This is a genomic window from Klebsiella sp. D-Nf1, assembly GCF_002810515.1.
Taxonomy (GTDB): domain Bacteria; phylum Pseudomonadota; class Gammaproteobacteria; order Enterobacterales; family Enterobacteriaceae; genus Klebsiella; species Klebsiella variicola.
Map to the genome: position 1 here is coordinate 1,005,391 of NZ_PIOK01000001.1, position 21,665 is coordinate 1,027,055.

The window sequence follows — 21,665 nt, forward strand, 5'->3', positions numbered from 1 at the left end:
AACGGACGTATCGTAATGCACAGCTCGAAAGATCCCCTGCACGGCGTGACGCTGGAAGCGCTGCTCAATGCCCTGGTGGCGCGCTATGGCTGGGCGGAAATGGCCCGCCAGGTCAACATTAACTGCTTTAAAAGCGATCCCAGCATTAAGTCCAGCCTCAAATTTCTCCGCCGGACGCCGTGGGCGCGCAAAGAGGTGGAGGCCATGTATCTCGCCTCCCTTGATGATGACGCGCCGGTGGAGAAAGCGGATCCCTGGGCAAACTGGCAGAAAAAATAACCCTTACCACAGGACACCATCATGCAGAGCTGGAGCAGTAAAGATTTCACCGCCGACCGCGCGTGGGGCGCGCTGGATATCGCCAATTTTTCCGGGACCACCGTGCGTCTGCACTGGACCGACCAACCCTATATCTGGCATATCAACGATGGTCAGGAGGTGTTTGCCGTGATGGATGGTCAGGTGGCGATGCATGTGAAAGTCGACGGCGAGGAGCAGGTCATCATGCTGAACGCCGGCGATATCTTCTACGCTGGGGTGGGATGCGAGCATGTCGCCCATCCGCAGGGGGCGGCGCGTATTCTGGTGATCGAGAAAGAAGGGTCGGTCTGATCCCTCCGGCGGGCGGTTCTTAGCCCGCCGTTTCATCACCGGTTAGACTCAACATACCGCGTTGATATAAATCACTTATCCAGCTTTCGATATATTTAATTCTTGTTTGCCATTCCCTTCACCCCAGCACTATCTTTTGCCGCAGGCGCCTGAACAGGCACAATCGCGGGAGAGATCATGGCAACCTTGCAGTGGGACCACGCAGTACAGTTTGTGAATCAGCCGGAAGCGGCCATTCAGACCTTTGCCGACCAGCAGCTGCGGGCGGTGGCCGGAGGGCGACATCCGGGGTGGGGAACCCGCAATGCGCTGAGCTATTTTGGCCTGACCTATATCGAATTCCTCGCCATTTCCGACCCGGACGAACTGCGCGCCGCGACGGACAGGTTCTTGCTTTCGCGGGATGCCGAGCGGTTGCTGCCGGAGAACGAAGCGCTGTTTCGGGTAGCGCTGCGCAGCGACGACATCGACGCCACCCATGACCAGTTGCGTCGCAAGGGGTTGGCGGTATCACCGATTGTCGATGGTCAGCGCAACGATCCGCAGGGCAATGTCATCCGCTGGCGGATCTTCACCATCGATGGCGACACTGACGGGCTGGTCTATCCATTTGTGCTGCAGTGGGGAGAAGACGATACCACCCGGCTGGCGCGGCTGCGCGCTCAGGAACTGGACGTGCCGCACCCGCTGGGCGACATTGCGCTTGAGCAGGCGGTGTTCGAGGTGGTCAATCCGCAGGCGGTACGCGATCGCTGGCAGGCGCTGCTGGGCTTCCCGCCACAGGGGGAGCAGGGACTGGACGTGGGCGGCCAGTGGTTTACTTTCCGCGAAGGACCCGCTAACCAGCTGACCGAACTGGTGTTTCGCGTCGCCAACCCGGCGCTTAAGGGGCAGCGCTTTCGCGTCGGCAACGGCGTGTATCGCTTTACATAAAAGCTGAATCTAGCGTGCCGTGGCGCGCAGGGCCCCCGGCGGCTGGCCGGTGATGCGTTTGAAGGCCCGGCTGAAGGCCGCCAGCGATTGATACCCGAGGCTGAAGGCGACCGTTTCCAGCGCCTGGCCTTCGTGGGTGATGTACTGCACCGCCAGCCGCATACGCAGCTCGGTCAGATAGCGGGCGGGGGTGGTGTCTGTCGCGGCGAGAAAACGTTCCGCGAACAGCGAGCGTGAAAGCCCCGCCTCCCGCGCCAGATCTTCCACTTTCCAGTTGACCCCCGGGCGCTGATGCATGGCATAGATCGCTTTTGCCAGCCGGGGATCGCGCAGGACCTGTACCCAACCGGTGGCGTTGCCACATCCGCACTCTACCCAGCCACGGACAATCAGCGCGGCCACCACGTCCGCCAGCCGGGCGAGGATCCCGGCATAGCCTACCTGGCGGGTGAGGGATTCCCGCTCCATCGCCACCAGCAGCGGCTGGATCTCCGGCCAGGTGTTAAGCAGGCTGCTGACCCGCATCACCTCGGGCATGGCCTTTACCAGCGGCTGCATACCGCCGAGCTCAAAATCCATACAACCGCTGAAAATAACGGCGCGCTCCGGGCAGTCAGGGCGGCCGCCGGCGTTGATACAGCTCACTGTGCTGCACACGGTTTCGCTGGGCAACTGGGCCACATTGACCACCGTGGCCTGCGGATCAGAGAGCAGGGCGTGCCCGTCGCCGTTGGGAATAAACAGCGCATCGCCGCTCTCGAGGGTGAACTGTTCTCCTCTGGCCATGCGCAGCAGCACCGGCCCGCGGCTGATGAAATGGAACTGGGCTTTGCCCGCCACGGCGCTAAAGCCGACACCGAACGGGCGTGCGGTTTCGATGCGCCGGTAGTTAACGCCGGAGAGGCGCATCCCGCGCAACAGTTCGCTGGTCAGGTCGATGCCAGGCTGGCTCATGGCAATTCCGGACGAATAATCAATAACTGGAGAGTATGCATCATATATCGTCCAAAGGTAAGTCCCTAAGATGACCAGGATGTTAATAAAACTGGAGAGTTGTATATGAGTTCCTGCATAGCTGCTGACGCGAGCCTGTCTCCCGCCAAGCCTGCCTGGCGTGCCGTCTATGCCCTGGCCCTCGGGGTATTCGGCCTGATCGTGGCCGAGTTTCTGCCCGCCAGCCTGTTAACGCCGATGGCCAGCAGCCTTGGCGTCAGTGAAGGGATGGCCGGACAGGCGGTCACCGCGACGGCGCTGGTGGCGTTAGTCACCGGCCTGCTGATCGCCACCGCTACCCGCAATATCGATCGCCGCTGGGTGCTGATGTTTTTTTCCGTGCTGCAGATAGTCTCCAGCCTGATGGTCGCTTTTGCCGATTCGCTGGCGTTTCTTCTGCTGGGCCGTCTGCTGCTGGGGGTCGCCATCGGCGGCTTCTGGGCGATGTCCACGGCTACGGCGATGCGTCTGGTGCCGGCGGCCCATGTGCCGAAGGCGCTGGCGATCATCTTTTCCGCGGTGTCTGTCGCCACGGTGGTGGCCGCGCCGCTCGGCAGCTATCTTGGCGAGCTGATCGGCTGGCGCAACGTGTTTATTCTCTGTGCGATACCCAGCCTGCTGGCGCTGCTCTGGCAACTGTGGGTGCTGCCCTCCATGCGCCCGGAGAGCGTCGGGACCTTCTCCACGCTGTTCAGGGTGCTGCGCCGTCCCGGTATGCTGGGCGGCATGCTGGCGACGATCCTGATTTTTAGCGGCCATTTCGCCTTCTTTACCTACCTGCGGCCGTTCCTTGAGACCGTGGCGCAGGCCAGTGTCGAAGGCGTCTCGCTGATATTGCTCGGCTTCGGTATCGCTAACTTTATCGGCACCTCGGTAGCGAGCTATCTGCTGAGCCGTAGTCTGCGTCTGACCCTGGCGCTGGTGCCGTTGATGATGAGCGTTCTGGCGCTGCTGATGGTGACGTTTGGCCATCTGACCGTGCTGGACGGGCTGCTGGTCGCCCTGTGGGGATTTGCCTTCGGTCTGGTGCCGGTGGCCTGGTCCACCTGGCTTGCCACCACCGTGCCGGATGAAGCAGAAAGCGCGGGCGGTCTGCTGGTCGCCTCTATTCAACTGGCCATCAGCGCCGGGGCCGCCGCCGGCGGGGCGGTGTTTGATTTGCACGGCGCCAGCGGCGTCTTCACCGGCAGCGGTCTGCTGCTGTTGAGCGCGATGGTGATTGTCTTCGCCGCCGTGCGGGTGAAACCGGTCGCCAGCGCTGACCAGCCGGAGACGGGCCGCCTATCCCGCGAGATCGATAACTAAATTGGCCGACAGACTGCGGGAGCAGCACAGCGCAATATGCTGCTCTGCGGCCTGTTTTTCCGCCTCCGACTGCACGGTATCCCGGTGGTCGACGGTTCCCTCCCGCACCGGCGTCAGGCAGGCGCCGCAGATCCCCATCTCACAGGAGAGCGGCACCGCGACGCCATGCTCCTGTAGCACCTGGGCGATGGTTTTGTCCCCCGGGACCGGCCAGCGCTCCCCGGTGGAGGCGAGGGTGATGGTGAAGGTTCCGTCCGCCGCCGATGGTGCCGTCGTGGCGGGTGGCTGGAACGCTTCGCTGTGCAATTGCGCCTCTCCCCATCCGGTCGCCAGCGCGGTATCGCGAACCCGGGCCATAAATCCGGCCGGACCGCAGAAGTAGACCCGGGTGTCGGCGTCCGGAGCCCCCAGATCCTGTGCCAGCCGCTGGCGCGGACTCTGCCCCTCGTCTGAGCAGTGGATCTGGCAGATTCCACCGGTTAGCTGGCGGGCGATCTCAGTGGTGAAGGCAGCCTCCTGCGCACGGCTAACGTAATAGTGCAGCGTAAAGCTGGCGCCGGACGCCGCCCGGGCGTGGGCCATCGCCAGCAGGGGCGTAATGCCGATCCCGGCGGCGAGAAGCACCACATGGCCGCCCTCGTGCAGCGGAAAGTGGTTGCGCGGGGCAGAGATCATCAGCGGCTGTCCCGGGCGCAGGGTGTCGTGGACATAGCCTGAGCCACCGCGGGACTGCGCCTCGCGGGCGATGCAAAGCAGATAGTGATCCCGTTCGGCCGGGCTGCCGGTCAGGGAGTACTGACGGATCAACCCGCAGGGAAGATGGAGATCGATATGGGCGCCGGGCGTCCACGCCGGCAGCGGTTGCCCCTCGGCGCTCACCAGACGAACGGCCAGATTTTTCGCGCCCTGGCGCCACAGGCCATCGACCACCACGGGGAATATGTCGCGCATATGACCTCCACTCATACCAGAAAGAAATCGCCAAAACCCATCTTCTTCAGCCCGCGCCGGTAGGCGATGGAGCTGCGGTCTGCCGGAATATGCGCCTCAAGGGTCAGATCCAGCGGCAGCCGCTCCGGACGCTGGGTCTCTACCATCAGGCGGTCCTCCTCGAACACCCGCAGATTGAACGCATGTACGTCTTCCACCGGCACGTGCAGGTCGAAATTGCGGGCAATAGGGGCAAACATCCGCGTCACCCGTGACGACACCGGCGAGGCGGCGTTCATGATCACCAGCCTGGCGTCGGCGGGAAAATGGATGGTCAGCGTAGCGGTGAACGGCAGATGCATTTCAAAGTGACGCAGCCACTGGAACCCTTCCGGCGCGCGGAAATCGGAGCTGGCCGGGTAATTGCCCACCGAGCTCCAGTAGTCGGCAACAAAGCCGAACGGCGTCTCCTGTGGGGTGTAGTCCGGCACCTGCTGGTTGTCCGGATCGGCGAAGGTGTCGGTGTGGATCCACGCGAAGTGGGCGACATCGAGAAAGCCTTCGACCTGGCGGCCGGCAAACCCCTTCACCTCGAAGGCCGGGCAGTTGATTTGCTGAAATCCCGCGTCGTCCCAGTGCGGCATGGTCGGTAACGGCGGCGGATTGTCCGGATCGCAGGCCAGGCAGGTCCAGATCAGCCCGTAGCGCTCCTCCACAGCGAAGCTGGTGAGATGCAGTTTGCCCGGAATGGGTTGCCCCGGACTGGAGGGGATACGGTTGCAGCGGCCATCCTCGCCAAAGCGCAGGCCATGATAGGGGCAGACGATGCCTTCCTCTTCATGAAACCCCAGGGTCAGCGGCACCCCGCGGTGCGGGCAGACGTCGCGGGCGACCACCACCTGGCCTTTAATACGATAAATAACCAGCTGTTCGTCCAACAGGGTGGCTTTCACCGGGGCGCCGGTAATATCGCAGGCGCGGGCCACCGGGTGCCAGCAGCGGGCCAGCCGCAGCCAGTCCTCTGGATCAAAGGTGCAATGGGCGGGGGGCGTGGGGGTGATTGTCTTCATGATTTCTCTTCCTGCTCACATCGGTGATTGTTTTATTGTTGTGAGATTATTGTTGTCATATTAGGGTGTTCACATCCATCACCATTAATTCACTCTGCTGTTGCAAAAAAGAGTACAGGAGTGCCATGAGTCCATTTTCCCGTTTCGCGCACTATTTTATCGCCGTGGCCCGCTGCGGCAGCTTGCGCCGGGCCGCCGAGCAGCTGCATATCTCCGCCTCGGCAATTAACCGCCAGATCCTGCAGGCCGAAGAGGCCTTCGGCACCCCGCTGTTCGAGCGCCTGCCGGAGGGGCTGCGGATGACCACCGCCGGTGAACTGCTGTATGACAATCTGCTGCGCTGGCAAAAGGAGTTTCGCCAGACCCGGCAGAAATTTGATGAGCTGCAGGGGATGAAGCGCGGGAGCGTCAGCGTTGGGATGGTGCAGGCGCTGGCGGAAGGGGGCTTCGCCGCCGCGCTGGCGGAGATCATCGCCAGCTGGCCGTGGCTGGAACTGGATCTGCAGGTGGCCGACAGCCACACCGTCAGCCAGAAAGTGCGTCAGGCGGACCTGGACGTCGGCCTGATCCTCGATCCGCAGGGGCAGGCCGGACTCAGCGTGCTGGCCTTTGCCGAACTGGAGGTGGGGATTGTGATGCGTCCGGACCATCCTCTGGCCGGGGCGAAAGCGCTGTCTTTGGGCGAGCTCAGCCTGGAGCGGCATATCGTGCCCGGCGCGCCGCTGATCGTCCATGAGCGGGTGGCGCTCCTCTATCGCCACCATGACTTTGCGCCGGAGAATACCATCAGCTGCAATGATATCCGGCTCATCAAGTCGCTGGTGCTGCGCGGCAGCGGCGTGACGCTCCTCAGCCTGCTCGACGTGCTGGACGAAGTCCAGCGCGGACAGCTGGCCTTTATCCCGCTGCGCAGTACGCTGCTGCGACCGCTGACTCTGGCGCTGTGCACCGCGCCCTCGCGTCAGCTTTCGCGGCCCGCGCAAATGGCCATTCAGACGCTGAGTGCGGTGATTGAATCCATGGCGACGGTCAGCCCAGCGGCCCGCTGAGGATAGTGTCGCACATGCCGTTGATAATGCGCTCCCCGGTCTCCTCGCGCAGCTCCTGGTACCAGGCTTCGGTGAGCTGCATATCCTTCCCGTGGGTAATATCGCAGCGCTTGCGCGCCTTCAGCACCAGGTCACGAACCCGGTCGCAGCGCTGGGCCTCGTACTCGCGCAGGGCGGCCGCAATATCGTGGGTCTGGCGGAAAACGGCGCCCAGCACCACCGCATCTTCCATCGCCGCGCAGCCCCCCTGGCCAATATCCGGGGTGGTGCTGTGTCCGGCGTCGCCGAGCAGCGCGACGCGGCCGCGCACCAGGCGGCTGAACGGCTCGATATCATGGATTTCAATACGGTTGGTGGTCTGCGGATCGAGGGTGGCGATAAGCTGCTGCACCGGCGACGCCCAACCGGCAAAGTAGCGGCTGAGGTCGGCGCGCAGAGTGTCGCGATCCTCCGCCAGCCCCGCCGGCAGCGGCACATCAAAGAAAAAATAGAACCGGCCGTCGGAGACCGGCATCAGCGAGACGCGCTTACCTTCGCCGACAAAGGTGGTCCACTGGTCGCCGGGCGCCAGCGCTTCATCTATCTCCACCAGACCGTTCCAGTTGACGTAGCCGGCGTAGCGGCGCTGCGGGGTAAAGCCCAGCACCCACGGACGCAGTGCGGAATGGCTGCCGTCGGCGGCAATCAGCAGATCGCCGCTGGCGCTGCTGCCATCGGTAAACCACACCGTCACGCCGTCGGCGTCTTCCTCACAGCGGGTGACGCGTTTGCCGAACTGCACGCTTTCCCGTCCCCAGAAATCCAGCATTTCCCGCTGCAACTCTGCCCGGGAGACCGGGCAGGGCCGGCTGCCGGTGCGTTCGATCAGCGGCGCGAGACTGAACTGGGTCATGTTCTCGCCGCTGCGGAAATCGCGATACGCCATCCGGCGCAGCGGCCCGCCGAAGGTCTCCATGATGTCGCCCATGCCGAGGTGGGCCATGCACTTCACGCCGTTGGGCCACACGGAAATCGCCGCGCCGACCGGTTTGATCTCTTTCACCGCTTCATAGACGTCGCAGTCGATCCCCGACTGTTTGAGCGCCACTGCCGCACTTAAACCGCCGATGCCGGCGCCAATCACGATTGCTTTCATTTTTTTCTCCTTCTCCCGATGTTGTGACTGACTACAGCAATTTGCGTACCAGTTCGCCGGAGGGAGGAAAACCGCCTGCCAGAGGCACAGAGATAGGTCATGACGCACCGCATCGGTGCAATGTGACATATTGGTTGCCTTTTTATGAATCAAAAGTTTCTCAATGTCGCATTGAGAATCTATCGTTTCATCACTCTGGTTCAGCAACGGTGGGGAGGTATACGTAAACAGAGTAATTTAAGTTAATGATTTTGAAGAATTAATGAAATTTTCTGGTTGCTTTTGTCGTCTCTGGCCTGCTTTGTGCACTAGCCCATGCACTTCTCTTTGCTATGGGATTACACCATGTCTGACGAACATCACAGTGGCTTGCTTTACGGCCTTGAACAGCGGATCCCACCGCTTCCGGCCTTTTTCAGTGCTCTCCAGCATGTGCTGGCGGGCCTGGTGGGGATCATCACGCCGCCGCTGATCATCGGCGCTACCCTCGGGCTTGGCGACTGGCTGCCGTATCTCATCAGTATGTCGCTGCTGGCCTCGGGCATAGGCACCTTTCTGCAGTCCAGTCGGGTATGGGGCGTTGGCGCCGGGATGATCTGCATGCAGGGCACCAGCTTCGCCTTCCTCGGCGTGACGGTGGCCGGAGGGATGTGGGTAAAAGCGCAGGGCGGCGGGCCGCAGGATATGATGGCGATGCTGTTTGGCGTTAACTTTGTCGCCGCTCTGGTGCCGGTGATTGTCAGCCGCTTTATCGAACCGCTGAAGAAAATCTTTACCCCCATTATTACCGGCAGCGTGATTGCGCTGATCGGCATCAGCCTGATCAAGGTCAGCGTCATCAACTGGTGCGGTGGGGAAAAGGCAGAGGATTTCGCCAGCATGAGCAATATCGCGCTCGGGGCGGGCACCCTCGGGGTTATCGTCCTGCTGAGCTGCGCCAAAAACCGCTGGCTGCGGCTCTCCTCGGTGGTGGTGGGCATTGCCGTGGGCTGCGTCGCGGCAGGGCTGAGCGGTCAGTTCCATCTTCACTCCCTGGGCGACACTCTGTTTCGCCTGCCGACGCTGTTTCCGTTCGGCTTTCAGTTTAACAGCGCGATATTTCTGCCGGTCGCCCTGGTGTCGCTGGTCTGTATTCTGGAGGCGGTCGGCGATCTGACGGCCAACTCGCTGATTTCGCAACAGTCTATTGACGATCACGCTTTTCGTAATCGGCTGAAGGGCGGTATCCTGGCGGACGGCGTCAGCTGTATGGTGGCCGCCATGCTCTGTGCTTTTCCCAACACCACCTTCGCACAGAACAACGGCGTGATCCAGATGACCGGGGTGGCCAGCCGCTATGTCGGACGCTACATTGGCGTGATTCTGATCCTGCTTGGACTGTTTCCCCCGGTGGGCGAACTGCTGCGGCAGATCCCGGCGCCGGTACTGGGGGGCGCCACGATGGTGATGTTTGGCTGTGTGGTGGCGGCCGGGATCCGGATTATTACCCAGACCCCGCTGAGCCGTCGCGATGTGCTGATTGTGGGGCTGGCGTTTGGTGCTGGCCTTGGCGTCGAGTCAGTACCGGCGTTTCTCAGCCATTTTCCGCCGATGGTTGGCGATCTGTTCGGTTCGGCGGCCACCAGCGGTGGGCTGGTAGCGATAGCGCTGAACCTTATTCTGCCGAAGGAGCAGGCGGCGACGAAAACGATAAGGAGTCAGGATGATCGCGCTGAGTCAGTTTAACGGCCTGAGTATAGATGAGGCAGTGGGGCTGCTGGCCCCCTGCGTGGCGATCCCGGCCTGGGGCGAGACGCTGGTGAGCTTGCGACCTTTCCCCAGCCGCCATGCGCTACTGCAGACCGCCCGTGAGGCGATGGATTACTGGGGAGAGGACGAGCTGAACGCGGCGCTCAGCGCCCATCCGCGGATCGGTGAAAAGCCGACCGGCGGCCAGGCGCACGCGGCGCTGTCGCGCCAGGAACAGTCGGCGGTGGACAGCGACAATGAGCGGCTCGCGCAGGCCCTGCAGGAGGGCAATGCCCGCTACGAGGCCCGTTTTGGCCGGGTGTTTTTAATCCGCGCCAAAGGGCGCAGCGGCGAAGCGATTTTACAGGCGCTGACGCGCCGGCTGCAGCATACCGCCGACGAAGAAGTGGCTGAGGCGCTTGCCCAGCTGCGAGAGATTACGATGTTAAGACTGGAAGGAGTGATTGGCGAATGAGTACCCTGAGCACCCATATTCTGGATATTTCCACCGGCAGGCCGGCGGAAGGCGTGACGGTCAGCCTGAGCCGGGAGGGCGAGACGCTGGTGACCCTGTTGACCAACGCCCAGGGACGTATCGCCACCTTTAGCGCCGCACCGCTGCCGGCGGGGAGCTATTGCTTAACGGCGGAAACCGGGGCGTGGTTTGCCCGCGCCGGGCGCGAGAGCGTCTTTACCCGGGCGCAGATTGATTTTGTCATTGGCGAGGCGGCAGATGACCATTTCCATCTGCCGTTTCTCATCGCCCCGGGCGGGTGGTCGACCTACCGCGGCAGCTAAACCCGGATGCCCGTTGCCGGGCGGCGCTGCGCTTGCCCGGCCTGGATCGTTACGGCGCGGGCAGAGACAGCTCGTAGGCCCGGTAAGGCGTAGCCGCCACCGGGCATGTACAGCTGTCTCCGGCTATCATCCTTCCTGTTTTATCCCCACACAAGGATAATCATCCTGCTATCCCCACCAGGGGATAAGCTTGACATTATCCCCTATCGGGTATAAAACCAGACTTATCCCGATAGGGGGATAAATGATAGTGAGGAACAAGGCGATGACTTCCCCGCAGATATACAGTCCCGTGCAGCTGGCCAATTATCTGAAGCTACTGCGCCAGCAGAACCACTGGACCCAGGATGCGCTGGCCAGGCGGATCGGTATTAAGCAGGCGACGCTGTCCAATTTTGAAAATCACCCCGACAAAACCACCTTAACCACGCTGTTTAAGATCCTCCAGTCGCTTGGGGTGGTGATGACGCTGAACGCCAAAGCCACAGAGACGGCGCCGGCTCCCGATAACAACACGGACCTTGACTGGTAATGGCGACGCTTACCTCCTGGATGAACAATGTGCGCGTGGGAACCTTAACCCGCCAGGCTAACGGGGCGCACAGTTTTCGCTATGACGAAGAGTGGCTGCGCAGCCCGCGCGCCAGACCGCTCTCCCTCTCGCTGCCGCTGCAGTATGGCAATATCACCGCCGACGCGGTGTATCACTATTTTGATAATCTGCTGCCCGACAGCCCGCAGGTTCGCGATCGGATCGTCAGGCGCTATCAGGCGCGCTCGAAGCAGCCGTTCGATCTGCTGGCCGAAGTGGGACGGGATAGCGTAGGGGCGGTGACCCTGCTACCGCCAGGGGAAGAGGCACACCTCGAGGGGTTGCGCTGGCAGACGCTGGACGAGGCCCAGCTGACCGCTTTGCTGACCGCCTACCAGTCGGATATCCCCCTCGGGATGATTACCGGCCAGGATGATTTTCGTATCTCGGTGGCCGGCGCCCAGGAGAAAACGGCGCTGCTGCGGATGGGCGAGCACTGGTGTATTCCGCAGGGCACCACGCCGACCACGCATATTATTAAACTGCCCATCGGCGAGATAAAGCAGCCTAATGCGACGCTGGATCTGCGTGAAAGCGTGGATAACGAGTTTCTGTGCCTGGCGCTGGCCAGGGAACTGGGCCTGGCGGTGCCGGAGGCAGAGATTATCACCACGCCGCGGATCCGCGCGCTGGCGGTGACCCGCTTTGACCGGCGCTGGGCGCAGGAGGGACGGGTGCTGCTGCGTCTGCCGCAGGAGGATCTGTGTCAGGCCTTTGGCATACCGTCGTCGATGAAATATGAATCTGACGGCGGGCCGGGTATTGCGGCAATCATGGCCTTTCTGCTGGGCTCCAGTGAAGCCCTGAAAGACCGCGATGCTTTTATGAAATTCATGGTCTTTCAGTGGCTGGTTGGGGCAACTGACGGGCATGCGAAGAACTTCTCGCTCTTTTTGCTGCCCGGCGGCAGCTACCGGCTAACGCCGTTCTACGACATCATTTCGGCGTTTCCGGTGCTGGGCGGCACGGGACTGCATCTGCGCGATCTGAAGCTGTCGATGGGGCTCAATGCCACAAAAGGGCGGAAAACGGAGATTAACGCTATCTATCCGCGTCATTTTCTGGCAACCGCCAAAGCGGTGAACTTTCCCCGGGAGCAGATGCTGGCGATCCTTCATGAGTTTGCCGAGCGCGTGCCGCAGGCTATCGAAAGCGCTCGCCGGACGCTGCCGGCGGACTTTTCCGCCCACGTCTGGCGGGCCATTACGGAAAATATGCTGAAGCTGCATGCCCGACTGCAGCAAGGGCTGCAGGCGTTATAGCGAAGCCGGCAGGCGGTTAGCTCTGCGGCTGCCCCCAGCGGCTGCGCAGATAGTTGACCGCCTGTCGGGTTTGCGGCTGATTGAGATTGTTTTCGCGGAACAGGATCGTGCCCTGGATCTGCGGTAGAGTTTCATTGAGGTCGAGCTGCTTTTTCAGCTCCGGCACGCCGCCATCCACCGTCCAGTCAGGCTCATTTTTGGACGGCTCACCCACTTTGTACAGCGCCACGCCGATATACAGCCGGGTATGCGTCGGCTTAACCACCTCGGCCCACCAGTTGGCCAGCACATCATAGCGCGCGGCATCGCGAGCAAACGGCCAGTAGATCTGCGGCGCGATGTAGTCGAGCAGTCCCTGCTGCACCCAGCTGCGGGTATCGGCATAGGACTCATCATACGCGGCCGCGCCACGGGTATCCGACCCCGCCGGATCGTGCGAGCGGTTGCGCCACACCCCGGCCGGGCTCACGCCAAACTCGACGTTCGGATTGAGCTTTTTGATGGTGGTGGAAACCTGGGCAATGAGCTGCTGGGTGTTATGCCGACGCCAGTCTCCCTTCGAGGCGTAACCCTGCCCGTAACGGCGGAAGGTTTCATTGTCGTTAAGCGGTGAAGAGGCGGTTTCGGTGTAGAAATAGTCGTCGAACTGCACGCCGTCAATCGGGTAGTTCTGCACCACTTCAGCGACGATGCTGGTGATCCAGTCCCGTGCTTCGGGAATCCCCGGGTCGAGGACAAAGCGATCGCTGGCGGTGCGGATCCAGTTACGGTGCAGGACGAACACGCTGGCCGGCACCTGCGTGAGGGTGTTATTCAGCTCGGCAATGGTCGACGGTTTGGTGTTGACCGAGACACGATAGGGGTTAAACCACGCGTGAACCTTCATACCGCGCTTGTGCGCTTCATCCAGCATAAACTGCAGCGGATCGTAGCCGGGGTATTCGCCGATTTTGCCGGTCAGCATATCGGACCACGGCAGAATGTCCGACCGCCAGAGCGCCGTGCCGTCGGGTTTCACCTGGAAAAAGACGGTGTTGATACCGAGGCGCTGCAGGTTATCGAGTTTGGCGATCAGCGCCAGCTTCTGCTGCGTGATGCGGCTTTCCGGCGTGCTGGCGATAATCGATCCGACCGGCGGCCAGTCAAGGCGCGACACGGTGGTGAGCCACACGCCGCGTACCGGCTCCCGGTGCGTCTGGCTGGCTTTGACGGCGGTAGTGTTCGGCGCCGTGACAAGGGATTTCGGGGCCTTACTGGTGCAGCTGAACAGCATGCCCGCGGCAATGACGGCCGCACCGGCCAGCGCCACTTTGCTGGCTAAGGGGAATCGACGAGAATGGCTGATGATGAACTCCCGTGTACTCAGATCGTCGCGTAGAGCCGCTATTCTCTTACGATTCGCTGGTCAGAGCAATTCCTTAGTCGGGTTCCCAGCGAGGATATCACCGGGCTGACATTCCAGCGCCTCGCAGAGGCGGGACAGAGTATCAAAGCGGATGCCTTTGACCTTTCCCGACTTGAGCAGCGACAGGTTCTGTTTAACGTTCGCCGGTAAAGACGATCCACTGCGGCACGATCAGGGCGAGCATAAATAAAAAATGCGCTGGCGAAGGGCGGTACTCGCCAGCGAGAAATATCGGCTATGCCGGTATACCGGGAGAAGAAAACTCAGCGGATCCGCGACTGCTCGTCGTCGCGTAGCGTCAGCACCTCAAAACCGTTGGCGGTGACGGCCACGGTGTGCTCCCATTGCGCGGAGAGTTTTTTATCGCGGGTGACGACCGTCCAGCCATCTTTTTTGGTTTTGATGCGGCTGTCGCCCTGGTTCACCATCGGCTCAATGGTGAACACCATTCCTTCGCGCAACACGGCGCCTTCCCCGGGGCGGCCGTAATGCAGCACCTGCGGTTCCTCATGCATTTCCTGACCGACGCCGTGACCGCAGTATTCCCTGACCACGCTGTAGCCATGGTCCTCGACCCAGCGCTGAATAGCGTGGCCAATATCGCCCAGCGTCGCGCCAGGTTTTACCACCTCAATGCCTTTCCACATCGCTTCATAGGTGGTCTTTACCAGCCGGCGGGCCAGCGGGGAGACGTCGCCTATCAGGTACATCTTGCTGGAGTCGGCAATCATGCCCGCTTTCTCCAGGGTGATATCGACGTTAACAATCATCCCGGAGCGCAGATGTTCGGTCGCTTTGGGGATCCCGTGGCACACCACATCGTTAATGGAGGTGTTCAACACATAGGGAAAATCGTATTGCCCCTTGCTGGCCGGGCGGGCCTGCAGCTGGTTGACGATAAAATCTTCCACTCGATCGTTAATCGCCATCGTCGTTACGCCGGGAACGATAAAGGTATCCAGCATATCAAACACCGACGCCAGCAGCTGGCCGGCATGGCGCTGACGCGCGAGTTCATCTGCGGTTTTAATGATTATTGATGGCATTGATTACCTCCAGCAGACGGTCAGAGCCGGATTTCAGCATCAGCAGTTTGATCTGCTGGTGGTTAAGCTCGGGGTAGAGCTCGCTCATCATGCCCAGACGGATCCAGTATTCCGCCTGGGCATTGACGGAACGGGACATAGCTTTGCTGGCATCACGAATATCATCGTGCAGCAGATCGGAGATTTTGACGATTCCCATAGAGACAGTCCATATATGATTCGTATATGTATCGTATACAGACCGGCACGGGATGTCATGGGCATTTTGTGTCGAGACTGGGCAGGAGGCGAGAGGCCCACGCAAAAAAGCCCGACCAGCGGGCTTATTTTCAGCATTTTTTTGGGTTAATCATTCGCGCCATTCACCATGGCGAAAATACCCATTAGATTATCGGTATGCAGAATGAAAATAACATGACGGCGGCGAAGCGCGGCGCATCACTATATTTTATGCAGGTGTTAATTTTGCGTATGAATATTCTCCCGTCAGACCGGGAATCCGGGGGATTTATAGCGCGTCAGTGAGTTTATCCACTACCACTTTACCCGCATTATCGAACTGCGTAATGCGAAAGCTGTCGCTCCAGGAGCGGCGGGTGGTGAAACGGTCGAACAGGGATACCCGACCTTTACGCTGACCATCTTTACTCAAAATAACCCATTCAGTCACCGCAGAATAATGCTGGCTATTGTCATGACGGCTCTGTTGTTCAACAAGCTGATCTTCTTTTTCCACTTTTAAATAATCACGCAACATATTTAACCTCCATAGAAAGTATTATTAACATTACTCCTTTTATTTATTCTTTCAATCAAACTTTTTAATCAATAATAGTAACTATTAGTGGGCGACCTAAGTGCAAAAATCGTCAGATTGTCATCACCCGGCGCAGTGGATTCCACTACGCTTAACAGAGCTGTCCGCCGCGCTATCTGCGATTGCCAGGGCCAGAAAGGCGGCAACAAAACGCTTCACCTTGTATTCATCATGGACGTTGTTCTGCTATATCTAGTGCGTTTTGCCACGACCGAGCCACAGAGAGCGCTGTACCATGAGTAATGAACACCTGACGGACATTGCCTATCGTCACTTTATTGAAAGTGTTAAAGATTATGCCATATACATGTTGAGCACCGACGGTACGGTCATCAGCTGGAATGAGGGCGCTCGCCGGGCAAAAGGGTACCTGAGCGACGAGATCATCGGTTGCTACTTCGGTCTCTTCTATAGCGAAGCTGAGCAACTCTCCGGTGTACCCGCGAAAAACCTGGAAATCGCCCTGCGTAGCGGGCAGTTCGAAGGGGAAGGCTGGCGTTACCGCAAAGACGGCTCCCGATTCTGGGCGCATGTCATGATCGACACCATCCGCGATGAGCAGAACACCCTGCTGGGTTTTGCCAAAATCACTCGTGACATCAGTGAACAAAAAGCGATTAACGACCGCATCGCGTGGATGGCGCGCTACGATGCGCTGACTGGTTTACCTAACCGGGTGGAGTTCTTTGAGCGGGTGGAAAAGCTGATCACCGGTAATGATGCCCGCCGCTTTGCCATTTTCACCATCGATTTAGACAAGTTTAAAGAGATTAACGATCTTGAAGGACACCTTATTGGCGACCAGCTGCTGCAGCGTGTGGCAGGCGCAGTGCTGAAAACGCTGCAGAAGGAGGAGATGGTCGCGCGCTTTGGCGGCGATGAGTTTGTGGCCGTTATACCTTTCGCCGATGAGAGTGAGGTAGATGCCTTTGCCACCCGACTCTGGCACTGCTTCAGCGGTAAGCAGACGTTTGCCGCAACGGAAGTGGTTCTCTCCGCCAGCATTGGCATCTCGGTCTACCCGGAGGACGGCACGGATATTAATACGGTACTGAGCAATTCCGACCTGGCCATGTACCGGGCGAAAAGCAGTCTCGACACCAAGATTTGCTGGTACGAGCGCGAGATGGATGACAAGACGCGGCAGCGCAATATGATGGCCGCCGACATCCGGCGCGGTATTCATGCAGGAGAATTTTCGCTTCACTATCAGGCGATCCGCAATATTAAAGATCGCCGGATCACGGGTTACGAAGCGCTGTTGCGCTGGCAGCATCCCCAGCAGGGGTCGATCCCGCCCGATGTGTTTATTCCTGTTGCCGAAGAGAGCGGCGCTATTGTGCCCTTAGGCTACTGGGTGCTGGAGCAGGTATGTAGCGAATCGCTGGAAAATCGGCTGAATAAAAAAATTTCGGTCAATATCTCGCCGGTGCAACTGCGCCACCGCAGTTTTATTGAAAAAGTCCGCGAGATCCTGATGCGTACCGCCTATCCGGTCAGCCTCCTTGAGTTTGAAGTGACGGAGACGGCGTTCATCATCAATAAGCAGCTGGCTTTTAGCGTCCTGCATCATCTGCAAAAAATGGGGATCAGTATCGCACTCGATGACTTCGGTACCGGCTACTCCTCCCTGAGCATGCTGCGCGATTTCCATTTCGACGTGATTAAACTCGACCGCAGTTTTATGCTTGATGTGGAGAGTAATCCCCAGGTCCGCTCATTCGTGCGGGCCATCATTTCGCTGGGAAATTCAATTAATACGCCGCTTATCGCCGAGGGTGTGGAAACCGCCGGGCAACTGCAGATCCTCGAAGAGGAGGGGTGTGACGAGATGCAAGGCTTTCTGTTCGGCGAGCCGGTGGATATTAAACACCTGCCTCCGTCGTCCTGATACGCCCACCGGCTGCGGGTGGGCGCAGCGTCATTACTGATGCGCCAGCGGAGCCTGCCCGGAAAGATGCAGCAGAGCCGACTGCAGCGAGACGTCAAACATCTGACCGTGCGTCATGCCAGGGTAGCGCCAGAAAGCCACCGTCAGGCCTTTGTCGGCCAGCTGCTGCTGGGTTTGTCGCAAAACACTCAGGGAAGCCACGTGGCCGGTCGGTTCTCGGGCAGCTTTGCCATCACCTTCCAGCAGATACAGCGATTTCCCGGAGAAGGCGGTGGCGCTTAAGGCTTCGCTGCCCTTCAGCGGAGATTCCTGCGTCTGGCCCAGTGACGGGCTGGCCGAATAATAGAGATGAAACAGCGAGGTCTTCCGCCACGCGTCGAGCACAAACAGCCCGCCGTAGGAGTGGCCCCAGATCGCGCGCTGGTGGGGATCTATTTTCAGGTGAGCTTCCGTTTGCGGCACCATTGTTTCGGTCAGCAACTGACGAAACAGGTCATTACCTCCGGTTTTTCGCGGCGGCAGCGCGGGTTTCCCGACTTGCGGTTTGAAGGCCTTTAGCGGAGGAGTGTAATCCCAGGCCCGGGCGGCGGTATCGAAGGGCAGCGTTGTCTGGTAACCGATAGCGACGATCACCGGCGGGGAGCCGGCGGAGAGCTGCTGCAAAAGGGCGTCGTTAAGCTTATCCATCACCGCGTTACCATCCAGCATATACAGCACAGGATAGCCGGCGGCGGGCGGGGCTTTGTCCGGCACGGCAGTCCACACCCGATAGTGGCGTTCGCCATCGGCGGAGTCATACTGACGTTGCGTAAAATGATAGAACGCTGACCCTTTATCGGCGATGTTTGGCCCCAGCGGCTGAAGGTCCGGCCGGGCGGCGCTACTGCTACTGTAGAAGAGCATGCCAACCGCCAGCGTCAGCAGCCCGCGTGCCCGGATGCTCCCTGAATTCCGCTTCACCTTGTCTAACCCCCTGTATTCTTTGAGCTGTCATTGTTGTTGGGCAGACACGGTAACACAGCTTGTTTGATAATGGTTCTCATTTCTTTTGTGGATTTGGGTCAGTGTGGAATGCCGGGCAGGGCTGGTGGCGGAAGACGTCAAAACGGAGAATACATGGCCGCCTGCCGGCGGCCATCAGAGCACGGTCAGGGATCGCCGTTGATGCTACGCAACAGCCTTTTTACCAGTGGGATGAGCGCAATAAGCACCAGCGCAATAACCACGATCAGTAACAGCGTCAGCCCTTTATGATGACTGATAAGCACCAACAGCATCGCCAGCGTCATGAGATGATCCTTGCATTAACAGCGTTAACCACCGCCGAGGTGAATGAAATTTAACAGAATGGTGATGACCACCCAGGCCAGCAGCAGAAAGCGTCGTTTATCGCGTCGAGCTTCCAGCGCAGCGAAATAATTAGCGCTGTACCAGGTTGATATAATAATAGCCAGCGTGATGATGACCTGCCAGACCACTTCGCTAAAGCCCGTCACGATGCTTATCGCACGAAAGCAGAGCACAATCGCGATACCGTTAAGCGCGTTACACATCAACCATCCCCACAGGCTTGAGGGACGGCTAAAGAAATATCCAAGTCGTAAAACCAATGTCGTATACACCTTGCCAAAATAATCGCGCTGTAAAATGCAGTTTAACGCCCGATGAGGTATTGATATAAATCAATATTAATGGGATAGCGCACTAATCACTGGTATGCAGCGATCGCGGGATGGCAATAGAAAGGAGAGAGAATAAGCGAATAAAAACACAAAACTAGCTGTTTTTATTGTATTTTTTAATTTCCTGATGCGGTGAAATATCCTCATCAATCAATTTAAGAAAATGGCATTAATTTCCATTGTTATTATTTTATCTGGCTCTATCACCAGCTAAATTAAAACCTATTCACTATTAACCGCTGGCCGCTTGCGGGAGTGGTATGACGCCAGCCGGAGCCTCAGCTCCGGCTGGCGTCATACCTAATGAGGCAAGGCGTTATGTTGCAGAATTTTCAGGAAGTCATTTTTGTCTGAAATTAATGACAGCGCGTTAGCGATCAACTCATCGCTAAATATAGAGGCAATTTCTTTGAGCACATCAATATGCTCTTTTTCTTTCGCGATGACGCCGATGGCAATAAACATGACGTTGCTGCGATCCCAGATTACGCCATCAGGAAACTGAAAGATCTCAATGCCGGTTTTGAGAATGATATCCGTCGCGGATTTCGGCAGATGCGGCAGGGTGATGCCATTCCCCAAAAAAGTGGAGACCTGATGTTCACGCTCCAGCAGAAAGTGAACGCACTCCTGATTCACATACCCTTTGGCTTTACACTCCGCGCCAATCATGGCGATCACTTCCGCTTTATTACTGGCCTTGCAGCCGATGTGCAGATTATCCAGCGTGATGTTATCGATCATAGCCAACCTCCCTGGTGAGACGCGTAGATTTTTTACCCTCATGATTCGCTGACAGCTCTTCTTCTAACTGCTCGAGCGATTTATTGGAGGTCTCCGGTAGGGCGAAAACCACGAACAGAATCGCTAAGTAGTTGATGGCTGCGAAGATGAAGAAGACCGGCCCAAGGCCCAGTTTCGCCTGCAGCAGCGGGAACAGGTAGCTGACCACCGCGTTCATGATCCACATGAAAAATACCGAGATCCCCATCGACAGCCCGCGGAATTTCAACGGGAACAGCTCGGCTAATACTACCCAGGTAATAAAGCCCATGGAACCCTGCATCACACCGACGAATAGCGCGCCCAGCAGCCAGATGGCGGTGGCTTTCAGATCGCCCACCAGGGTGTAATCGACAGCGGCGATAATCAGGTGCAGCGTGGCCATAATGGCAAAGCCGTAGATAATGATCGTCTTACGTTTGAAACGGTCGACAAGGAACAGCACGCCAATCAGCATACCGCCGACGGAGAAGACACCGTTCAGCACGTTACAGATCAGCGAGGTACGCTCTGAGAAGCCGGCAGCATTCAGAATTTCCGTGCCGTAGTACATAATGACGTTAACCCCAGTAGTTTGCTGCAACGCGGCCCAGGTAATACCGACCAGCAAAATTTTGAGGATCCATGGCGTTTTGAGGATAGTCGTGAAGGTGCCCTGAGCGCTGTACTTATTGCCGGCTTCAATTTTGATCAGGGTGGAGATGTCATCATACTCCTTCTGCGCGCGTTCCGCCGGGCGGATCTGTTTGAGAATATGCAGCGCTTCCTCGTGGCGATTTTTGCTGATCAGCCAGCGCGGGCTTTCCGGCGCGCGGCACATGCCAACAAAGAGGCAGACAGCGGGAATGGCCTGTACCAGCAGCATATAGCGCCAGACGTCCGGCAGATGGCCCCAGATGATGCCAATGATCGCGTTGATGGCAAACGCCGCCAACTGGCCAATGACGATGGCGACTTCATTCAGGCCGGTCAGCTTACCGCGCATCTCGGTAGGCGCCACTTCCGAAATAAAAGTGGGGGCAGTGACCGACGCGCCGCCGACGGCGTAGCCCAGCAGGGCGCGGGCAATCAGCAGGGTGGTGATATCGGGAGCTGCGGCGGAAAGCAGGGCGCCGATAAGAAAAATAAAAGAGAGGAAGAGTAAATATTTGCGCCGGCCGAAGAAGTCGGCAAACTTGCCGCCAAACACGCTGCCCAGCGCGGCGCCGATCAGCAGGACGCTCATCACCAGCCCTTCGGTAGTCGGGGTCAGCGCCATGTACTGCTTCAGTGAGGAAAAGGCGCCGTTAATTACGCCGGTGTCGTAACCGAAAAGCAGGCCGCCGAAGGTGGCCACTAAGGTAATCTGATGAAGTCGTTTTCTCTGTTGCTGGTTCAGGTTTGTTATAAATGACATGGTAGTCCCTTTATTTTATTGAACGACACAAGATAAAAATACATCTCCCCAGTCAGGATTTATTACACCTGTGTTGTCGTATCTAACTGAACTAAATGATTTTTCTTCTTTGTGTAATTGCTCAGCACATGGCAGGGTACGCTCAGCAATGGCGGTCAAAGAGGTTTACGGCTTGGTGTTGACATGGATGTAGTCGATATCCGTTCTCCTTTCGGGTTATTAGCGGTCTTAATTGCGC

Annotated in this window: 24 protein-coding genes and 1 pseudogene; 11 read left to right on the forward strand and 14 right to left on the reverse strand. The window is 58.7% G+C overall.

From position 1 onward, the window contains the following. The first annotated feature begins 15 nt into the window (after positions 1-15). From CWM54_RS04935 to CWM54_RS04945, 3 genes are all read left to right on the forward strand, one after another. Positions 16-279, forward strand: coding sequence for a VF530 family DNA-binding protein (locus CWM54_RS04935; protein WP_002904643.1), 264 nt, complete (start codon positions 16-18; stop codon positions 277-279). A 21-nt stretch (positions 280-300) separates the two neighbouring features. After that, entirely contained in the window at positions 301-612 is a 312-nt protein-coding gene (locus CWM54_RS04940; RefSeq protein ID WP_004143501.1) for a cupin domain-containing protein, read from the forward strand. Between the two features lie 177 nt (positions 613-789). Beyond that, positions 790-1,545: a VOC family protein gene (locus tag CWM54_RS04945; protein WP_100680210.1), complete on the forward strand. Its 756-nt coding sequence runs from the start codon at positions 790-792 to the stop codon at positions 1,543-1,545. A 9-nt stretch (positions 1,546-1,554) separates the two neighbouring features. On the opposite strand, the gene CWM54_RS04950 is transcribed toward CWM54_RS04945, so the two are convergent. Further along, a complete protein-coding gene (locus CWM54_RS04950; protein WP_100696234.1) occupies positions 1,555-2,499 on the reverse strand; it encodes an AraC family transcriptional regulator in 945 nt (314 codons plus the stop codon). Between the two features lie 105 nt (positions 2,500-2,604). Here CWM54_RS04950 and CWM54_RS04955 point away from each other — a divergent pair, with 105 nt between their 5' ends. Next, positions 2,605-3,843 carry an MFS transporter gene (locus CWM54_RS04955; protein ID WP_100696236.1) on the forward strand — a complete coding sequence of 413 codons (1,239 nt, stop codon included), beginning with the start codon at positions 2,605-2,607 and terminating at the stop codon, positions 3,841-3,843. Here the strand turns inward: CWM54_RS04955 and hpxE are convergent. Both hpxE and hpxD read right to left on the reverse strand, forming a co-directional pair. Then, on the reverse strand, positions 3,820-4,794 hold the full coding sequence (gene hpxE, locus CWM54_RS04960; RefSeq protein ID WP_100696238.1) for a molybdenum cofactor-independent xanthine hydroxylase subunit HpxE: 975 nt from the start codon (positions 4,792-4,794) through the stop codon (positions 3,820-3,822). The genes CWM54_RS04955 and hpxE overlap by 24 nt on opposite strands. 11 nt (positions 4,795-4,805) lie before the next feature. After that, positions 4,806-5,843 carry a molybdenum cofactor-independent xanthine hydroxylase subunit HpxD gene (hpxD, locus tag CWM54_RS04965; protein ID WP_100696240.1) on the reverse strand — a complete coding sequence of 346 codons (1,038 nt, stop codon included), beginning with the start codon at positions 5,841-5,843 and terminating at the stop codon, positions 4,806-4,808. A gap of 125 nt (positions 5,844-5,968) precedes the next feature. On the opposite strand from hpxD, the gene hpxR reads away from it, so the two are divergent. Then, positions 5,969-6,892, forward strand: a complete 924-nt coding sequence (gene hpxR / locus CWM54_RS04970) for a LysR family hpxDE operon transcriptional regulator HpxR (RefSeq protein WP_008804925.1) — start codon at positions 5,969-5,971, stop codon at positions 6,890-6,892. On the opposite strand, the gene hpxO is transcribed toward hpxR, so the two are convergent. Next, the gene (gene hpxO / locus CWM54_RS04975) at positions 6,873-8,027 is read right to left on the reverse strand and encodes an FAD-dependent urate hydroxylase HpxO (RefSeq protein ID WP_061154625.1); all 1,155 of its coding nucleotides are present in this window, start codon (positions 8,025-8,027) and stop codon (positions 6,873-6,875) included. The two genes, hpxR and hpxO, sit on opposite strands and share 20 nt — an antisense overlap. A 345-nt stretch (positions 8,028-8,372) precedes the next feature. Between hpxO and CWM54_RS04980 the strand changes: the two genes are divergently transcribed. From CWM54_RS04980 to CWM54_RS05000, 5 genes are all read left to right on the forward strand, one after another. Continuing rightward, positions 8,373-9,752, forward strand: coding sequence for a nucleobase:cation symporter-2 family protein (locus tag CWM54_RS04980; RefSeq protein WP_100696242.1), 1,380 nt, complete (start codon positions 8,373-8,375; stop codon positions 9,750-9,752). Then, complete coding sequence (gene uraD / locus CWM54_RS04985) at positions 9,730-10,230, forward strand: 2-oxo-4-hydroxy-4-carboxy-5-ureidoimidazoline decarboxylase (protein ID WP_100696244.1); 501 nt, start codon at positions 9,730-9,732, stop codon at positions 10,228-10,230. Before CWM54_RS04980 ends, uraD begins: the two co-directional genes overlap by 23 nt. Next, positions 10,227-10,553 carry a hydroxyisourate hydrolase gene (gene uraH / locus CWM54_RS04990; protein ID WP_064142320.1) on the forward strand — a complete coding sequence of 109 codons (327 nt, stop codon included), beginning with the start codon at positions 10,227-10,229 and terminating at the stop codon, positions 10,551-10,553. Before uraD ends, uraH begins: the two co-directional genes overlap by 4 nt. A gap of 265 nt (positions 10,554-10,818) precedes the next feature. Next, positions 10,819-11,085: a type II toxin-antitoxin system antitoxin HipB gene (gene hipB, locus CWM54_RS04995; protein ID WP_038422544.1), complete on the forward strand. Its 267-nt coding sequence runs from the start codon at positions 10,819-10,821 to the stop codon at positions 11,083-11,085. Further along, the gene (locus CWM54_RS05000; protein ID WP_100696246.1) at positions 11,085-12,407 is read left to right on the forward strand and encodes a type II toxin-antitoxin system HipA family toxin; all 1,323 of its coding nucleotides are present in this window, start codon (positions 11,085-11,087) and stop codon (positions 12,405-12,407) included. The genes hipB and CWM54_RS05000 overlap by 1 nt, the downstream gene beginning before the upstream one ends. Positions 12,408-12,423: 16 nt before the next feature. Here CWM54_RS05000 and CWM54_RS05005 read toward each other — a convergent pair whose 3' ends face one another. The 5 genes and pseudogenes from CWM54_RS05005 to CWM54_RS05030 all read right to left on the reverse strand — a co-directional run bounded on the left by CWM54_RS05005 (position 12,424) and on the right by CWM54_RS05030 (position 15,615). Then, positions 12,424-13,716 carry a glycoside hydrolase family 10 protein gene (locus CWM54_RS05005; RefSeq protein WP_061154620.1) on the reverse strand — a complete coding sequence of 431 codons (1,293 nt, stop codon included), beginning with the start codon at positions 13,714-13,716 and terminating at the stop codon, positions 12,424-12,426. A gap of 96 nt (positions 13,717-13,812) precedes the next feature. Continuing rightward, a pseudogene (locus CWM54_RS05015) lies at positions 13,813-13,947 on the reverse strand (helix-turn-helix domain-containing protein); the annotation flags it as partial. A gap of 128 nt (positions 13,948-14,075) precedes the next feature. Further along, positions 14,076-14,858: a type I methionyl aminopeptidase gene (gene map, locus CWM54_RS05020; protein ID WP_061154619.1), complete on the reverse strand. Its 783-nt coding sequence runs from the start codon at positions 14,856-14,858 to the stop codon at positions 14,076-14,078. Continuing rightward, on the reverse strand, positions 14,839-15,057 hold the full coding sequence (locus CWM54_RS05025; RefSeq protein ID WP_002904808.1) for a ParD-like family protein: 219 nt from the start codon (positions 15,055-15,057) through the stop codon (positions 14,839-14,841). The genes map and CWM54_RS05025 overlap by 20 nt, the downstream gene beginning before the upstream one ends. A gap of 309 nt (positions 15,058-15,366) precedes the next feature. Beyond that, on the reverse strand, positions 15,367-15,615 hold the full coding sequence (locus CWM54_RS05030) for a hypothetical protein (RefSeq protein ID WP_008804908.1): 249 nt from the start codon (positions 15,613-15,615) through the stop codon (positions 15,367-15,369). Between the two features lie 295 nt (positions 15,616-15,910). On the opposite strand from CWM54_RS05030, the gene CWM54_RS05035 reads away from it, so the two are divergent. Further along, entirely contained in the window at positions 15,911-17,566 is a 1,656-nt protein-coding gene (locus CWM54_RS05035; protein ID WP_100696248.1) for a putative bifunctional diguanylate cyclase/phosphodiesterase, read from the forward strand. Positions 17,567-17,599: 33 nt separating this feature from the next. Here CWM54_RS05035 and CWM54_RS05040 read toward each other — a convergent pair whose 3' ends face one another. The 5 genes from CWM54_RS05040 to CWM54_RS05060 all read right to left on the reverse strand — a co-directional run bounded on the left by CWM54_RS05040 (position 17,600) and on the right by CWM54_RS05060 (position 21,427). Next, the gene (locus tag CWM54_RS05040; RefSeq protein ID WP_100696250.1) at positions 17,600-18,526 is read right to left on the reverse strand and encodes an alpha/beta hydrolase; all 927 of its coding nucleotides are present in this window, start codon (positions 18,524-18,526) and stop codon (positions 17,600-17,602) included. Positions 18,527-18,714: 188 nt separating this feature from the next. Further along, positions 18,715-18,855 (reverse strand): hypothetical protein, encoded by a 141-nt coding sequence (locus tag CWM54_RS28385; protein ID WP_165784128.1) that lies wholly within the window; start codon positions 18,853-18,855, stop codon positions 18,715-18,717. Positions 18,856-18,879: 24 nt separating this feature from the next. Further along, complete coding sequence (locus tag CWM54_RS05045) at positions 18,880-19,119, reverse strand: hypothetical protein (protein ID WP_008804905.1); 240 nt, start codon at positions 19,117-19,119, stop codon at positions 18,880-18,882. Between the two features lie 429 nt (positions 19,120-19,548). Then, entirely contained in the window at positions 19,549-19,992 is a 444-nt protein-coding gene (locus tag CWM54_RS05055) for a PTS sugar transporter subunit IIA (protein WP_008804904.1), read from the reverse strand. After that, entirely contained in the window at positions 19,982-21,427 is a 1,446-nt protein-coding gene (locus tag CWM54_RS05060; RefSeq protein WP_100696252.1) for a sugar porter family MFS transporter, read from the reverse strand. Before CWM54_RS05060 ends, CWM54_RS05055 begins: the two co-directional genes overlap by 11 nt. Between the last annotated feature and the right edge of the window lie 238 nt (positions 21,428-21,665).

Coding starts and splice junctions, on each gene's coding strand:
- CWM54_RS04935 (WP_002904643.1), top strand. CDS start 16: ATGCACAGCTCGAAAGATCCCCTGCACGGCGTGACGCTGGAAGCGCTG.
- map (WP_061154619.1), bottom strand. CDS start 14,858: ATGCCATCAATAATCATTAAAACCGCAGATGAACTCGCGCGTCAGCGC.
- CWM54_RS04980 (WP_100696242.1), top strand. CDS start 8,373: ATGTCTGACGAACATCACAGTGGCTTGCTTTACGGCCTTGAACAGCGG.
- CWM54_RS05045 (WP_008804905.1), bottom strand. CDS start 19,119: ATGTGTAACGCGCTTAACGGTATCGCGATTGTGCTCTGCTTTCGTGCG.
- hpxE (WP_100696238.1), bottom strand. CDS start 4,794: ATGCGCGACATATTCCCCGTGGTGGTCGATGGCCTGTGGCGCCAGGGC.
- CWM54_RS05060 (WP_100696252.1), bottom strand. CDS start 21,427: ATGTCATTTATAACAAACCTGAACCAGCAACAGAGAAAACGACTTCAT.
- CWM54_RS04950 (WP_100696234.1), bottom strand. CDS start 2,499: ATGAGCCAGCCTGGCATCGACCTGACCAGCGAACTGTTGCGCGGGATG.
- uraH (WP_064142320.1), top strand. CDS start 10,227: ATGAGTACCCTGAGCACCCATATTCTGGATATTTCCACCGGCAGGCCG.
- CWM54_RS04955 (WP_100696236.1), top strand. CDS start 2,605: ATGAGTTCCTGCATAGCTGCTGACGCGAGCCTGTCTCCCGCCAAGCCT.
- CWM54_RS05000 (WP_100696246.1), top strand. CDS start 11,085: ATGGCGACGCTTACCTCCTGGATGAACAATGTGCGCGTGGGAACCTTA.
- CWM54_RS05035 (WP_100696248.1), top strand. CDS start 15,911: ATGAGTAATGAACACCTGACGGACATTGCCTATCGTCACTTTATTGAA.
- CWM54_RS04940 (WP_004143501.1), top strand. CDS start 301: ATGCAGAGCTGGAGCAGTAAAGATTTCACCGCCGACCGCGCGTGGGGC.
- hipB (WP_038422544.1), top strand. CDS start 10,819: ATGACTTCCCCGCAGATATACAGTCCCGTGCAGCTGGCCAATTATCTG.
- hpxO (WP_061154625.1), bottom strand. CDS start 8,027: ATGAAAGCAATCGTGATTGGCGCCGGCATCGGCGGTTTAAGTGCGGCA.
- CWM54_RS05025 (WP_002904808.1), bottom strand. CDS start 15,057: ATGGGAATCGTCAAAATCTCCGATCTGCTGCACGATGATATTCGTGAT.
- hpxD (WP_100696240.1), bottom strand. CDS start 5,843: ATGAAGACAATCACCCCCACGCCCCCCGCCCATTGCACCTTTGATCCA.
- CWM54_RS04945 (WP_100680210.1), top strand. CDS start 790: ATGGCAACCTTGCAGTGGGACCACGCAGTACAGTTTGTGAATCAGCCG.
- CWM54_RS28385 (WP_165784128.1), bottom strand. CDS start 18,855: ATGACGCTGGCGATGCTGTTGGTGCTTATCAGTCATCATAAAGGGCTG.
- hpxR (WP_008804925.1), top strand. CDS start 5,969: ATGAGTCCATTTTCCCGTTTCGCGCACTATTTTATCGCCGTGGCCCGC.
- uraD (WP_100696244.1), top strand. CDS start 9,730: ATGATCGCGCTGAGTCAGTTTAACGGCCTGAGTATAGATGAGGCAGTG.
- CWM54_RS05030 (WP_008804908.1), bottom strand. CDS start 15,615: ATGTTGCGTGATTATTTAAAAGTGGAAAAAGAAGATCAGCTTGTTGAA.
- CWM54_RS05055 (WP_008804904.1), bottom strand. CDS start 19,992: ATGATCGATAACATCACGCTGGATAATCTGCACATCGGCTGCAAGGCC.